Raw genomic sequence first — 14,980 nt, forward strand, 5'->3', positions numbered from 1 at the left:
TTCAGTCCAGCGGCAAGACCCTGAACCCTTCGGCATCCACGCGCAGATAACCGCCGCGTGGCTTGCCGTGATCGAGATCCCAGTCGGGCAAAACCCAACGCGTGCCGCCGGGCTCCTGGTGGCGCGCCGGCCTGTGCGTGTGGCCGTGCACGATGGTGTTCGCACGCGCGCGCTTGAAGAGCGCCGCCACGCCTTTGTCCGTGACGTCGTACTTGGGCAGCCGCGGCCCGCTGCGCTTGTTCTCGCTCGCGTGGCGCGCACGCTCGGCGATCGCGCGGCGCCAGCGAAACGGCCACGCGAGAAACAGCAACTGCACGAGCCGGTTGCGCGCGAGCTTGCGAAAAAGCTGATAGCCGTGATCGTCGGTGCACATCGCGTCGCCGTGCGCGAGGGCAAGACGCGTGCCGAACGCGGTGATCGCGATGGGATCGGGCAGCCAGATCGCGCCCGCGGCTTTCATGAAGCGCTTGCCCATCAGAAAGTCGCGGTTGCCGTGCATGATGTAGAGCGCGATGCCGCGCTCGGAGAGCGTGTGCATCAGTGCGGCCATGCGCGCGGGGAACGGATCGGAGAGCATGTCGTCGCCGATCCAGTATTCGAAGAGGTCGCCGAGTATGAACACCGAGTCGGCCTGATCGGCCGTGACCCGGATGAAGCGCTCGAACGCGGCGACCGTACGCGGAATCCCTTCGTTCAGATGCACATCGGAAATGAACAGGAACGGGCGAGCCGCGTGCGGGCGCTTGCCCTCGCCGGGCACGCCCGCGGCAGCGTGTCGTAAAGCCTTTTCCTGCAGCATCGATGAAGGGTGTGCGTGAGAGTTGAGTGAAGCTTATTCGACGACGACGGCCTTCTCGATCACGACGTCATCGACCGGCACGTCCTGATGGAAGCCCTTCGAGCCCGTCTTGACCTTCTTGATCTTGTCGACCACTTCGAGGCCTTCCACGACCTTGCCGAACACGGCGTAGCCCCAGCCTTGCGGCGTCGGCGACGAGTGGTTCAGGAAGTCGTTGTCGGCCACGTTGATGAAGAACTGTGCCGACGCCGAATGCGGGTCGTTGGTGCGAGCCATGGCGATCGAGCCGCGCTCGTTCTTCAGGCCGTTGTTCGCTTCGTTTTCGATCGACGCTTCGGTCGGCTTTTGCTTCATGCCGGCGTCGAAGCCGCCGCCCTGGATCATGAACCCGTCGATGACGCGGTGAAACACCGTGCCGTCGTAGTGGCCGTTCTTCACATAGTTGAGGAAGTTGGCGACCGTTTTCGGGGCCTTCTCGGCGTTCAGTTCGAGCTTGATGACGCCGTGGTTCGTGTGCAGTTCGACCATGATGGATCCTTTGCCTGTGGCTGGGGGAATGAACGTCGCTGCATCGGCAAGAGGCGGGGCGTGGTGCCCGACGCGTGTGCCGGCGCCGCGACGTGCGACGGGTGAGGGCGGCGTTGCCGCCCGGTTAGCCGATGATTAACTGGCGTGTTGCCGGCGTTTTACGTGCTGACTCATTTGGCGACTACGGTTGCCGACTCGATCACGATTTCCTTTTGCGGCACGTCGGCCATCGGGCCGCGCGAGGTGGTGGGCGCCGCTTCGATCTTCTTCACGACGTCCATGCCCTGCGTAACTTTGCCGAACACCGCATAGCCGTTGCCGTCCGGGTTCGGATAGTCGAGGCCGGCGTTGTCGACGGTGTTGATGAAGAACTGCGCGGTGGCCGAATTCGGGTCGCTCGTGCGCGCCATCGCGATCGTGCCCGTGAGGTTCTTCAGGCCGTTCCTGCTTTCAAGCGCGATGGGCGCGCGCGTGGGCTTCTCGACGAAGCTTTGCGTGTAGCCGCCGCCCTGGATCATGAAGCCGCGAATCACGCGATGGAAGATCGTGCCGTTGTACTGGCCGGCCTTCACGTACTGCAGGAAATTGTCGACGGTCTTCGGCGCCTTCTCCGGATAAAGCTCGACGCGAATGTCGCCTTCACTGGTCTTGAAGAGCACTTGCGGATGCGCGGCGGCCAACTGGCCGTTTTGCGCAAAGGCGGGTGCGTTCGCGATCAGGGCGGCGCTGCCGAGCGCCAACATCAACCATTTCATGAGTATCCTCGGAAGTGCGGGAAAAACGTGTCGCAGCGCGCGAGCGCGCCAGGTGTTGGTTCGAAGGCTAGTTGGACGGCGCGGGCGACGGCGCCACGAAAGGCGGCATCGCGAGCGAGCCCGTCTGGCCGCCGAACTGGTACGCGGGGTTGCTGAGCGCAGGCACGACGGCCGACGGGCTCACCCCGGATGCACTTTCTGCCGCTACTGCGCCTGACTTCTTCGGCGCGGGCGGCGGCGAGATGATCTTCGCGATGTCGGCCTGGCGCTGCTGCGTGGCGCCGCTCGCATGGCCGAGCGTTTGCGCGCGGCGGTATGACGCATCGGCCAGACGCAGATACAGATCGCCGAGATTTTCCCACGCGAGCGTGTACGACGGATTCGCCTTCACCGCCGTTTCGAGCGCGACGCGCGCCTCCTCGTAGCGGCCGTGCTTCGCGTACAGCGCTGCGAGATTGTTGTAGGGCTCGGGCAATTCGGGGTAGAGCTGCGTGAGTTCGGTGAACGCCTCGATCGCGTCGTCGTCGCGGTTCAGGCGCGCGAGAATGGTCGCGCGCTTGAATTTCGCCTGCACGTCGCGCGGGTTCGTCTTGATGCGCGCGTCGAGCTGGCTGAGCGCGCCAGCCCAGTCTTGCTGGCTGATCGCCGCGTCGGCGCCGGGCGTGGCGTCGGACGTCGCGGGAGGTGCGGCATGCGCGATGCTCACGCTGCACAGCAGGATCGCGACGCTCGAGAGAGCCGACGCGGCAAGGGTCGCAGCACGGGGCGCGCGGCCGCTGGAAGGTTTCATAGGGTGAGGTCGCGGTGTTATACTCCGAGCCATTCTAACAAAAGGTCTGTGCGTTTTCGTCGCGCGCTTTGTCCCTCGCCCGCTTGGTCCACATTTGGTCCACATTTGGTCTACGGTATGTTCGCGTTATGTTCGCGCGATGTGCATATGACGGACGGGCGCTTGCGCGAGTCGCCGGACTTTTCAACGCCACTCGTGGTCGTCTCCGCTGAAAACATTAGCCTGTTTGCAGTCCGGACGCCGACAGACAGCAGCCTGAGCAACGCGGGCCATCGCCCGCTGGCTGCGGTCGGCGCCGCCGCGGATTTCTTTCGACACACGTATCCACCGCCTTTATGGAATCACTGCGCATCTACAACACGCTCGCGCGTGACAAGCAAAATTTCGTGCCACTCGAGCCCGGCGTCGTGCGTATGTACGTCTGCGGGATGACGGTGTACGACTATTGTCACGTCGGGCATGCGCGTGTGATGGTGGTGTTCGATATCGTGCAACGCTGGCTGCGCGCGCTCGGCTACAACGTGACCTACGTGCGCAACATTACCGACATCGACGACAAGATCATTCGTCGCGCGGTGGAAAACGGCGAGACGATCAAGCAGCTCACCGACCGTTTCATCGCAGCGCTGCACGAAGACGCGGACGCGCTCGGCATCCAGCGCCCCGATCACGAGCCGCGCGCGACGCAATACATTCCGCAGATGCTCGACATGATCGGCAAGCTCGAGCGCAACGGCTACGCGTACCAGGGTACGGACGGCGACGTGAATTACGCGGTGCGCAAGTTCGCGAACTACGGCGCGCTCTCGGGCAAGTCGATCGAAGACCTGCGCGCAGGCGAACGTGTGGCGACGAACGATGCCAAGCAGGATCCGCTTGACTTCGTGCTGTGGAAACAGGCAAAACCGCAGGAGCCGGCCGACACGAGCTGGGACTCGAAATTCGGGCGCGGGCGTCCGGGCTGGCATATCGAATGCTCGGCCATGGGCTGCACGCTGCTCGGCGAGCACTTCGACATTCATGGCGGCGGCCAGGACCTGCAGTTTCCGCACCACGAGAACGAGATCGCCCAGAGCGAAGGCGCGACCGGCAAGACGTTCGTCAATACGTGGATGCATAACGGCTTCGTGAATATCGACAACGAGAAGATGTCGAAGTCGCTTGGCAACTTCTTCACGATCCGCGAAGTGCTGGCGAAGTACGATGCCGAAGTGGTGCGCTTTTTCATGGCGCGCGCGCATTACCGCTCGCCGCTGAATTACAGCGACGTGCACCTCGACGACGCGCGCAACGCGCTCACGCGTCTTTACACGTCGTTGAAGGACGTGACGCCGGACGCGGGCGAGCTTGACTGGAATGAGCCGTACGCGCAGCGTTTTCGCGCGGCAATGAACGACGACTTCAACACGCCGGTGGCGATCGCCGTGCTGTTCGAACTCGCGAGCGAAGTGAACCGCACGCGCGACGCCGTGCTCGCGCGTCAGTTGCAGCGCCTCGCACGCGTGATCGGGCTGCTCGTTCGCGAGCCGCGCGTGTTCCTGCAGCAGGCTGCGGGCGCGCAAGATGCGGGCGCGCTCGACGTGGCGGCGATCGAAGCGAATATCGCGGCGCGCACGGCGGCCAAGCAGGCGAAGCAATATGCGGAGGCGGACCGGATTCGGGCCGAACTGCTCGAAGCCGGTGTCGCGCTCGAAGACAAACCGGGCGGGTTGACCGAGTGGCGCCGCGTGTAAGCGGGCTGTCCAGTTTCCACTGATCGATTCGCGAGGCAGGAGGCAGGATGGCAACGGCCACGAAGACGCAGACCAGGCGGTCTGCGTCGCTAACGGGCAGAAATGCGGGCAGAAATGCAGGCAGAAACGCGAGCGCAACCGCGGGCGCAGCCGCAGGTGCAAAGCGCGCGCTCAATGGCGCGGCCGGGAAGGCCGCGACCAAGCCTGCGAAGACGGCGCACGTGAAGGCCAATGGCGCGTCCGCGTCGCATGAGGTGCTCGACGGCGCGGCGATCGAGGCCGCGCTTTCCAATGGTCCGGCGGTGCTCGAAGCCGTAGAGCCGGCGGCGAGCATGCTCGGCGATCTCGAGTTCGAAGTGCAGCGTCCCGACTATTGGGACAAGGCCTGTGCGGACCTCGTCAAGCGCGACCGTATTCTCAAGAAGCTGATTCCTAAATTCGGCCCCGTGCATTTGCTGAGCCGCGACGATCCGTTTGTCACGCTCGCGCGCTCGGTAGTGGGCCAGCAGATTTCGACGGCGGCGGCACAAGCGCTCTGGCAGCGTGTGGAAGCCGCCTGCCCGAAGCTCGTGCCGCAGCAGTTCCTGAAACTCGGTCACGAAAAGCTCGCCGCATGCGGGCTCTCGAAACGCAAGACGGAATACATCCTCGATCTCGCGCAGCATTTCGTTTCGGGTGCGCTGCACGTGGGCAAGTGGACGTCGATGGACGACGAGGACGTGATCGCGGAACTTACGGCAATTCGCGGCATTGGCCGCTGGACCGCCGAGATGTTCCTGATCTTCAATCTCGCGCGCCCGAACGTGCTGCCGCTCGACGATCTCGGCCTGATCCGCGCGATCAGCGTCAACTATTTCAGCGGCGAGCCGGTCACGCGCAGCGAAGCGCGCGAAGTCGCGGCCAACTGGGAGCCGTGGCGTACTGTCGCGACCTGGTATATGTGGCGCAGCCTCGAACCGTCGTGAAGCCTAAGCGCGCCGTGAATTATTAGGAAAAATCCTATCGATCCGAGAAATCGATAGTTCTGAGCCGATTTCGGCGCGCGCTGGCGCGGTTAGAATACGCGCTGCCGCAAAGTGAAGGATTCCCACACATGAAGACCACGTTTCTGGATTTCGAACAGCCGATCGCTGAACTGGAAGCGAAGATCGAAGAACTGCGCTTCGTTCAGGACGATTCGGCCGTCGATATTTCGGAAGAAATCGAGCGGCTGTCGAAGAAGAGCCAGCAGCTCACGAAGGACCTCTATGCGAACTTGAGCCCGTGGCAGGTTTCGCAGATCGCGCGTCACGCGCAGCGTCCGTACACGCTCGATTACGTGCACGAGTTGTTCACCGATTTTCACGAACTCCACGGCGACCGCTCGTTCGCGGATGACCTTTCTGTCGTCGGCGGCCTCGCGCGTTTCAACGGCCAGGCCTGCATGGTGATCGGCCATCAGAAGGGCCGCGACACGAAGGAGCGCGCCGCGCGCAACTTCGGCATGCCGCGCCCCGAAGGCTATCGCAAGGCCGAGCGCCTGATGCGTCTTGCCGAGAAGTTCGGCCTGCCCATCTTCACGTTCGTCGACACGCCGGGCGCGTACCCGGGCATCGGTGCGGAAGAGCGCGGCCAGTCGGAAGCCATCGGCCGCAATCTCTATGTGATGGCCGAACTCAAGACGCCGATCATCACGACGATCATCGGCGAAGGCGGTTCGGGCGGCGCGCTCGCGGTCGCCGTGGCTGACACGGTCATGATGCTGCAGTTCTCGACCTACTCGGTGATCTCGCCGGAAGGCTGCGCGTCGATTCTGTGGAAGAGCGCGGCGAAGGCGCCGGAAGCCGCGGAAGCGCTGGGCCTCACGGCGCACCGCCTCAAGGCGCTGGGTCTCATCGACAAGATCGTGAACGAGCCGCTCGGCGGCGCGCATCGCGATCCGAAGGGCATGGCCGCGCTGCTGCGCCGCGCGCTGGCCGACTCGCTGCGCCAGTTCCAGGGCATGAGCATCGCCGACCTGAAGCAGCGCCGTTTCGAGCGCCTGATGGCCTACGGCAAGTTCAAGGAAACGACGCCGGGCGCGTAAGGCGCGCGACGTCAGCGGTTTCCAGCGTCAGCGGTCGTACTGTGACCGACCATCCCGAATCCGACGCCGGGCGCATCGTTCTCGATGCGCTCGGCGTTGTGCTTTCCACGCTTGCGAACGACGCACGCATCGCGATTGCGTATAGCGGCGGGCTCGACTCGTCCGTGCTGCTCGACGCAGCCGTGCGGGCGGCTGGCGCGGCGCGTATCGTCGCGCTGCATGTGCATCACGGCCTGAGTCCGGATGCGAATGCCTGGCTCGCCCATTGCGAGGCGACCGCGCGCGCTTACGGTGTGACGTTCGACGCGAGGCGCGTGCAGGTGGCGCGCGACAACGCGGCCGGCGTTGAGGCAGCGGCCCGCGACGCGCGCTACCGCGCCCTCGACGCGATGTGCGCGGCGCACGGCGTGCAGGCGCTCTGGCTCGCGCATCATGCGGACGATCAGGCCGAAACGGTGCTGCTGCAATTGCTGCGCGGCGCCGGGCTCGCGGGGCTCGCGGCGATGGCGCCTGCGAGCGCGAGCGCGAGTGGCGTGGCTCGCATGCGGCCGCTGCTTGCCTTGTTGCGCGCGCAACTGGAACGGTACGCGCGCGCACACGGCCTGCGGTGGATCGACGACGAATCGAACGACGACACGCGCTACGCACGCAACGCCTTGCGTCACGATGTGATGCCGGCGCTCTCGGGCCATTTCCCCGGTTATCGCGATGCGCTCGCGCGCACGGCGGCGCATGCGGCTTCTTCGCAGCGTCTGCTCGACGATCTTGCACGCATGGACTTGCGCGAGGTCGGATGCGAAGGCGATAGCGCACTCTCGCACACCGCGCTGCTCGTGCTCGACGAGGCGCGCGCGCTCAATCTACTTCGCTACTGGATGCGCTCGCTCGGCCTGCCCGCGGCATCGGCGGCGCGGCTCGCGGATATGCTGCGGCAGTTGCGCGCCATTGCGCGCGACGATGCGAACGGTCACGCGTTGCGCGTCGAACACGCCGGTCAGCGCTTGCGCGCGTATCGCGGCATCGTCTCGTGGGAAGCTGCGTGGGCAGGCGATGAACGCGGAGGCGAGGGCGCGGCGCTTTCGCGCGAGCCCGTGTCGTTGAACTGGGCCGGCGAGGAAATCTGGCGCCTGCCGTCATGGCGCGGGACGTACGTTTTCGCGCCCGCCACGCCCGACGCCGCCGACGCCGTTCCCGAGCATGTGCTCGCGAGCGCGCCGCTCATCGCGCGTGAGCGCAGCGGCGGCGAGCGTCTGCGCGACGAAGCCGCGAACGTGAGCCGCACGCTCAAGAACCTGTTCCAGACGCGTGGCGTGCCCGCATGGGAGCGTGACGTGCCGCTGCTTTTCGTGGGCGAGACGCTGCTGTTCGTGCCCCGTATCGGCGTGAACCGCTCGGCGTTCTGCACGGCGCAAAGCGAGTCGCGCGCGGGCTGGCGTCGCATCGAATGGCGGGAAGATTTAGTGATCGCCTGAACCCGGCGGCAGCGTTGCAATCGTGCCCCCGCAAATCCTTGCCCCGCAAGCTTTTTCCCGCTCCGCAAACGGGTTTCGTCTTGTAATTTTGACGTCAATCGGGTAGTGTAAGTCGTTTGTCCAGCCCGCTTTTTCGCGTTCATGGGCGCCGTCAAAAGCGGCGTGTGCCATGAAGGCGCGATTTTTCCTTCGAGCGGTATCCGACGATTGCAGGGACGTCGTAGCGGCATGCGGGCGGGGCGCAAGTGCAAGCACAGGCATGTGACAAGCGCGCATCGACACCCGTGCGCCGACCTTTGCGCCCCTGAGGGCAAAACCCGCGCGTGCTGCACGCACTGAAGCCGCCGCCATGGCCTTAAGCGCCCCGGCGGCCCAGTCCTTCAGTGCGCCAGCGCGGTAACATCTCCAGTTCAGAACGACAATGGCACTCATCGTACACAAATACGGCGGCACCTCGATGGGCTCGGTCGAGCGCATCAAGAACGTCGCCAGGCGCGTCGCCAAATGGCACAAGGCAGGCCACAAGATGGTCGTCGTGCCTTCGGCGATGTCCGGCGAAACCAATCGTCTGCTCGGCCTCGCGAAAGAAATTTCGCCGCAGCCCAGCCCGCGCGAACTCGACATGATTGCGTCGACCGGTGAGCAGGTGAGCGTCGGTCTCCTCTCGATCGCCCTGCAGGAAGCCGGCGTCGACGCCATCAGCTACACCGGCTGGCAAGTGCCGGTCAAAACCGACAGCTCGTTCACCAAGGCCCGCATCAACGACATCGACGGCGAGCGCGTGCTGGCCGACCTCGACGACGGCAAGGTGGTCGTGATCACGGGCTTCCAGGGCATCGATCCGGAAGGCCACATCACGACGCTCGGCCGCGGCGGCTCGGACACTTCGGCGGTGGCGGTGGCCGCCGCGCTGAAGGCCGACGAATGCCTGATCTACACGGACGTCGACGGCGTCTACACGACCGATCCGCGCGTGGTGGACGACGCTCGCCGTCTCGATCGCATTACGTTCGAAGAGATGCTGGAAATGGCCAGCCTCGGCTCGAAAGTGCTGCAGATCCGCTCGGTGGAATTCGCGGGCAAGTATCAGGTGAAGACGCGTGTGCTCTCCAGCCTGACCGACCCCATGATGAACCTCGACGAGGAAATGTCCTCGGGCACCCTGATTACTTTTGAAGAAGACGAGACCATGGAAAAAGCAGTCATCTCGGGTATCGCGTTCCAGCGCGACGAGGCCCGCATCGCCGTGATGGGCGTGCCCGACAAGCCGGGCATCGCGTATCAGATCCTCGGCCCGGTGGCGGACTCGAACATCGACGTCGACATGATCATCCAGAACCAGAGTGTGGCCGGCAAGACCGACTTCACGTTCACGGTGCCGCGCGGCGACTATCAGCGCGCGATGGATGTTCTCAACAACACGGTGAAGGGTCATGTGAGCGCCGAGCAGGTGCTGGGCGATCCGAAGGTGTCGAAGGTTTCGGTGGTCGGCGTGGGCATGCGCTCGCACGTGGGCGTGGCGAGCAAGATGTTCCGCACGCTCTCGGAAGAGGGCATCAACATCCAGATGATCTCGACCTCGGAAATCAAGATCTCCGTGCTGATCGACGAGAAGTACATGGAGCTGGCGGTCCGCGCGCTGCACAAGGCATTCGACCTCGAGCACGCGTAAATCGCGCTGCGCACGCGTTGCATTCGAGTCGTATGACGCGGATGTGACGCGGTTTTTCCGCCCGATTCTGATTCGAGATGCCGCGCACGATGTTCGATGTGCGCTTGCAGAAAAAACTTTGCAAAAAAAGCGTCGTATGAATTGACCGGGAGGCGCTAACCCGCTATTATCTTGGCTTCGTTGCGCTGCCTCCCTGGCGCGAACGAAGTTTTCGGGAGACGTGGCCGAGAGGTCGAAGGCACTCCCCTGCTAAGGGAGCATCTGGGCCAAAACCTGGATCGAGGGTTCGAATCCCTCCGTCTCCGCCAGTCATGGCGGCGAAACCCCGCAAGTCTCGGCTTGCGGGGTTTTTGTTTTTGGGCTCCCCGTTTTGCTGGGCGCGCCACCATCGACCAGCAATATTGCTGGCTCATTTGCTGAGGAGTGCGATGGATCCTTTATGGCCGAAGGCGTATCGGCTCGGGCGTCGCACCGAACGCATTTGGGCGAGATAGTTCGTAATGCGAATGAAACGTAGTCGGTCGCGGGAAACCCGCACACATACACCGAAGGTTCTGTTGACGCCCGCACGCTTTCGCGCCAGCGATGATATCCTCCGCAGCGCCGTAGTTCGCGATCCGCGCGTTCGCATCGCGTTGCGCGCCACAACTCCTTGCCCGCGTGTAACGAGACGTAACGACATCGAACGCAGACCAGGTTTGTGCATCAGTTATTACAAGTTTGAAATATGCCGGCCAAAGCCGTGCGTTATATTGGCTTCAACAAAACATCAAACCCGAAAGGTGAGTCCATGAAGTTCCCACGTGTTGTTGCAATGCTGCTCGGGGTCGCGGCTATCGGCGCATCGAGCGCCGCCATGGCTGGCGTGAGCGTTGGTGTCAACATCGGTATTCCGGCCCCGGTTTATGTCGCTCCGCAGCCGGTCTACGCGCCGCCGCCCCCGCCGCCGGTCGTCTATCAGCCGGCTCCCGTCTATGGGGCGCCGCCGGCTATCGTGATCGGCTGGCACGGCGATCGTTACTGGGACGGCCGCCGCTACTGGGCGCGTGACGACTGGTATCGTCATCATGGCGGCTATGGCGGTCCGGGCCGTGGGCACTGGGACCATGGCGGCCCGCCGCCGGGACACTGGCACTAAGCCGCCAATAAGTTGGCGCCTGGCCGCGAGGCCAGGTTGCAGGCGTAGCGCCAAAAGAAAAGCCGCCCCATGGGCGGCTTTTTCGTTGCGGCCGTTGCGCGCGCAACGAGACGCGCGCAACGCGTGCAATGTGAATCAGAGCGGCTTACTCCAGCCCGGCCATACCGCCCACCACGGCGTTGAAGCCCGAATCGACGTGCATGATTTCGGCGGTCACGCCGGCTGCCAGATCGGAGAGCAGGAACGCGGCGGAATTGCCGACCTGTTCGATGGTCACGTTACGTTGCAGCGGGGCGTTCTGCTCGACGAAGTCGAGAATCTTGCCAAAGCCCTTGATGCCGCTTGCCGCGAGCGTCTTGATCGGGCCAGCGGAGATGCCGTTCACGCGCACGCCCTGGCCGCCGAGCGCCACCGCGAGGTAGCGCACGCTCGCTTCGAGCGCGGCCTTCGCCACGCCCATGGTGTTGTAGTTCGGGATCGCGCGTTCGGCGCCGAGATAGGTCAGCGTCAGGAGCGATGCGTTCTGGGCGAGCATCGGCTTGGCCGCCTTGGCGAGCGCGGGGAAGCTGTATGCGGAGATATCGTGCGCAATGCGGAAATTCTCGCGGGTCATGCCGTCGAGGAAATCGCCCGCGATGGCTTCGCGCGGCGCGAAGCCGATCGAGTGGACGAGGCCGTCGAGCGTGTCCCAGTGCTGCTTCAGATCTGCGAAGAGCGCTTCGATTTGCGCGTCGTCGGCCACATCGCAGGGGAACACGAGGTCGCTGTCGAATTCGCGCGCGAACTCGGTGATGCGGTCCTTGAAGCGGTCGCCAACGTACGTGAACGCCAGTTCCGCGCCTTCGCGCTTGCATGCCTGCGCGATGCCGTACGCGATCGAACGGTTCGACAGCAAGCCGGTCAACAGAATGCGTTTGCCAGCGAGGAAGCCCATGAATTCTCCTAAATCAGGTCATTGCGCCAGGCGCCTGCAGGGGCGGCGCCGCGTGGTTTGGGTAGAATTCTCTCACAACTGACAAGGCAGCCCGGACAATTACCGATCTATGACGACAGGAACGCGAGGCAGGACGGCGCACGGCGCGCTTGGGGCAACCGTTCCTGCGGCACGCTTCGCAATGGGCAAGAGGCTGGCGGCCGCGTGTCTCGCGCTTGCATTCGGACTGATGGCCATGCCGTCCGCGCACGCGGTCTACGCCATCGCGCAGTATGGCGAGCCCAAATATCAGCAAGGATTCGCGCACTTCGATTACGTAAATCCGGACGCGCCCAAGGGTGGCACGCTCGTCCTCGCCAATCCCGACCGCCTCACGAGCTTCGACAAGTTCAACCCCTTCACGCTGCGCGGCAACGCGGCGCCGGGACTCGGCATGCTGTTCGAGAGTCTCACGACGGGGAGCCTCGACGAAGTGGCCTCGGCCTACGGCCTGCTCGCCGACGATATCCGCATCGCGCCCGATGCGCTTTCGGTGACATTCCACATCAATCCCAAGGCGCGTTTTTCGAACGGCGACCCAGTAACGGCCGAAGACGTGAAGTTCTCGTTCGATACCCTGAAGAGCCGCCAGGCCGCGCCCTCCATGCAGGCGTATTTCAGCGAGATCACACGCGCGGTGGTGGTCGATCCCGCGACGATCCGCTTCGAGTTTCGCAGCAACAATCGCGAGCTGCCGCTCATCGCGGGCGGCATGCCGGTGTTCTCGCACAAGTGGGGTCTGCGCCCGGACGGCAGCCGCATCGCGTTCGACCAGCTCGCGTTCGAGCAGCCGATCGGCAGCGGCCCGTATGTGATCGACCGCTACTCCAACGGACGCACGATCACCTACAAGCTCGACCCGAACTACTGGGGCAAGGAACTGCCGGTGCGCGTGGGCACCAATAACTTCGAGCGCATCACCTACAAGCTTTATTCGGATGATGTGGCGCGGCTCGAAGCCTTCAAGGCGGGCGAGTACGACGCGCTCGTCGAATACGTCGCGCGCAACTGGGTGCGGCGCGATGTCGGCAAGCGCTTCGACAGCGGCGAACTCATCAAGAAAGAGTTTGCGCAGCACAACGGCACCGGCATGCAGGGCTTCGTCATGAATTTGCGCAAGCCCGTGTTCCAGGACGTGCGCGTGCGCCGCGCGCTCGACCTCGCGCTCGATTTCCAGTGGCTCAACCGCATGCTGTTCTACAGCCAGTACCGTCGCATCGACAGTTGGTTCGCGAACACGCAGCTACAGGCGAAGGGCCTGCCGTCGCCGGGCGAGCTTGCGTTGCTCGAGCCGTGGCGCGAATCGCTCGACCCCGCCGTGTTCGGTCCGCTGCCCTCGCAGCCCGATACGACGCCGCCGGGATCGCTGCGCGCGAATCTGCTCAAGGCGCGCGCGCTTCTCGCCGAAGCCGGATGGACCTACCGCGACGGCGCGCTGCGCAACGCGAAGGGCGAGCCGTTCACATTCGAAGTGCTCGACGATACGAGCGCTTCGGGGCAGTGGGCGCCGATCATGGCGCAGTACACGCAGGCGCTCAGGCGGCTCGGCATTCAGGTGAACTATCGCTCGGTCGATTTCGCGCTCTACCAGAAGCGGCTCGACGCCTTCGACTTCGATATGACGACCATCAAGTTCCCCGACGTTCAGGTGCCCGGCGCGGAACAGATCGACCGCTTCGGCAGCAAGGCCGCCGACGAGCCCGGTTCGGGCAATCTGCTGGGCCTGAAATCGCCCGCCGTAGATGCGATCCTCAAGGCGCTTACGCGGGCGCAAACGCTCCAGCAACTGCTTGATGCCACGCATGCGCTCGACCGGGTGCTGATGCACGGCTACTATGTGGTGCCGCAGTGGTACAGCGGGACGCACCGCGTGGCGTTCAGGAATACGCTGGCGTATCCGGCGAAACTGCCGCTGTACTATGGCGCGAACGACTGGATCATCTCGACGTGGTGGTTCAATCCACAGGCGCCGCAAGCGGCGGGTCATTAACAACGGACACGACGGAAGCAACGAATCATGTGGAGCTACATCGTCAAACGCCTGCTGCTGATGATCCCGACGCTGCTCGGCGTGCTCACGCTGACCTTCGGCGTGATCCAGTTCGTACCGGGCGGTCCTGTCGAGCAGGCAGTGCGCGAATTGCGGCGGGGCGCGGAGCAGGGCATGCCGTTCGGCATGCGCGCGCATTCGGGCGTGGACGCGCAGCAGATCGCGCAGCTCAAGCAGCTTTACGGCTTCGACAAACCGCCGCTGCAACGCTATTTCCTGATGCTCGGGCGCTTTGCGCGCTTCGATCTCGGACAAAGCTATTTCCATCATCTGAGCGTGTGGTCGCTCATCATTTCCAAGCTGCCGGTGTCGATCAGCATTGGCCTGTGGACCTTCTTCCTCACGTACCTCATATCGGTGCCGTTGGGCATCGCCAAGGCGGTGCGCAACGGCTCGCGCTTCGACCTCGTGACGAGCCTCGTCGTGCTCGTCGGCTACGCGATTCCGGGCTTCGTGCTGGGCGTGCTCCTGCTCGTGCTGTTCGGCGGCGGCTCGTTCCTGCAACTCTTCCCGCTGCGCAATCTCACCTCCGATAACTGGGACACGCTCTCGCTCGGCGGCAAGATACTCGACTATCTCTGGCATATCACGCTGCCCGTGACGGCTTCGGTGGTGGGCAGCTTCGCCGTGACGACCATGCTCACCAAGAACGCCTTCCTGGAAGAGATTCGCCGCCAGTACGTGCTGACCGCGCGCGCCAAAGGGCTCTCGGAGCGTACCGTGCTCTGGAAGCACGTGTTTCGCAATGCGTTGCTGCCGCTCGTGGTGGGGTTCCCGGCGGCGTTCATCGGCGCGTTCTTCACCGGCAGTCTGCTGATCGAAACGCTTTTCTCGCTCGACGGACTCGGGCTGCTTTCGTACGAATCGGTCGTGCGGCGCGATTATCCGGTCGTGCTCGGCACGCTGTACCTCTTTACGTTGATCGGACTGCTAACCAAACTGATTTCCGATCTCTGTTACGTGTGGGTCGATCCCCGCATCCAATTCGAACAACTGGAGCGCTGA

General features: G+C 63.9%; 13 protein-coding genes and 1 tRNA gene. 9 read left to right on the forward strand and 5 right to left on the reverse strand.

Going from position 1 to position 14,980, the window contains the following annotated elements; translation table 11 throughout:
• Position 1: 1 nt before the first annotated feature.
• From U5768_RS07710 to U5768_RS07725, 4 genes are all read right to left on the reverse strand, one after another.
• Positions 2–799, reverse strand: a complete 798-nt coding sequence (locus U5768_RS07710) for a UDP-2,3-diacylglucosamine diphosphatase (protein WP_322029792.1) — start codon at positions 797–799, stop codon at positions 2–4.
• Between the two features lie 33 nt (positions 800–832).
• Complete coding sequence (locus U5768_RS07715; RefSeq protein ID WP_322029793.1) at positions 833–1,327, reverse strand: peptidylprolyl isomerase; 495 nt, start codon at positions 1,325–1,327, stop codon at positions 833–835.
• 170 nt (positions 1,328–1,497) lie between these two features.
• Positions 1,498–2,082, reverse strand: a complete 585-nt coding sequence (locus U5768_RS07720; RefSeq protein WP_322029794.1) for a peptidylprolyl isomerase — start codon at positions 2,080–2,082, stop codon at positions 1,498–1,500.
• A gap of 67 nt (positions 2,083–2,149) precedes the next feature.
• Positions 2,150–2,872, reverse strand: a complete 723-nt coding sequence (locus U5768_RS07725; RefSeq protein WP_322029795.1) for a tetratricopeptide repeat protein — start codon at positions 2,870–2,872, stop codon at positions 2,150–2,152.
• A 335-nt stretch (positions 2,873–3,207) separates the two neighbouring features.
• On the opposite strand from U5768_RS07725, the gene cysS reads away from it, so the two are divergent.
• The 7 genes from cysS to U5768_RS07760 all read left to right on the forward strand — a co-directional run bounded on the left by cysS (position 3,208) and on the right by U5768_RS07760 (position 10,952).
• Positions 3,208–4,605 (forward strand): cysteine--tRNA ligase, encoded by a 1,398-nt coding sequence (cysS, locus tag U5768_RS07730; RefSeq protein WP_322029796.1) that lies wholly within the window; start codon positions 3,208–3,210, stop codon positions 4,603–4,605.
• A 47-nt stretch (positions 4,606–4,652) separates the two neighbouring features.
• Positions 4,653–5,570 (forward strand): DNA-3-methyladenine glycosylase, encoded by a 918-nt coding sequence (locus tag U5768_RS07735; RefSeq protein ID WP_322029797.1) that lies wholly within the window; start codon positions 4,653–4,655, stop codon positions 5,568–5,570.
• A 128-nt stretch (positions 5,571–5,698) separates the two neighbouring features.
• Positions 5,699–6,670: an acetyl-CoA carboxylase carboxyltransferase subunit alpha gene (locus U5768_RS07740; RefSeq protein ID WP_322029798.1), complete on the forward strand. Its 972-nt coding sequence runs from the start codon at positions 5,699–5,701 to the stop codon at positions 6,668–6,670.
• Between the two features lie 41 nt (positions 6,671–6,711).
• Positions 6,712–8,142 (forward strand): tRNA lysidine(34) synthetase TilS, encoded by a 1,431-nt coding sequence (tilS, locus tag U5768_RS07745; protein ID WP_322029799.1) that lies wholly within the window; start codon positions 6,712–6,714, stop codon positions 8,140–8,142.
• Between the two features lie 421 nt (positions 8,143–8,563).
• Positions 8,564–9,814, forward strand: a complete 1,251-nt coding sequence (locus U5768_RS07750; protein WP_322029800.1) for an aspartate kinase — start codon at positions 8,564–8,566, stop codon at positions 9,812–9,814.
• A 214-nt stretch (positions 9,815–10,028) separates the two neighbouring features.
• Positions 10,029–10,122: transfer RNA gene (locus tag U5768_RS07755), tRNA-Ser, on the forward strand.
• A gap of 482 nt (positions 10,123–10,604) precedes the next feature.
• Positions 10,605–10,952, forward strand: coding sequence for a hypothetical protein (locus tag U5768_RS07760; protein WP_322029801.1), 348 nt, complete (start codon positions 10,605–10,607; stop codon positions 10,950–10,952).
• 145 nt (positions 10,953–11,097) lie between these two features.
• On the opposite strand, the gene fabI is transcribed toward U5768_RS07760, so the two are convergent.
• Entirely contained in the window at positions 11,098–11,886 is a 789-nt protein-coding gene (fabI, locus tag U5768_RS07765; RefSeq protein WP_322029802.1) for an enoyl-ACP reductase FabI, read from the reverse strand.
• Between the two features lie 109 nt (positions 11,887–11,995).
• On the opposite strand from fabI, the gene U5768_RS07770 reads away from it, so the two are divergent.
• Both U5768_RS07770 and U5768_RS07775 read left to right on the forward strand, forming a co-directional pair.
• On the forward strand, positions 11,996–13,915 hold the full coding sequence (locus U5768_RS07770) for an extracellular solute-binding protein (protein WP_415913866.1): 1,920 nt from the start codon (positions 11,996–11,998) through the stop codon (positions 13,913–13,915).
• A 27-nt stretch (positions 13,916–13,942) separates the two neighbouring features.
• Complete coding sequence (locus U5768_RS07775; RefSeq protein ID WP_322029803.1) at positions 13,943–14,980, forward strand: microcin C ABC transporter permease YejB; 1,038 nt, start codon at positions 13,943–13,945, stop codon at positions 14,978–14,980.

The organism is Paraburkholderia sp. J76, from assembly GCF_905220295.1.
GTDB lineage: Bacteria > Pseudomonadota > Gammaproteobacteria > Burkholderiales > Burkholderiaceae > Paraburkholderia.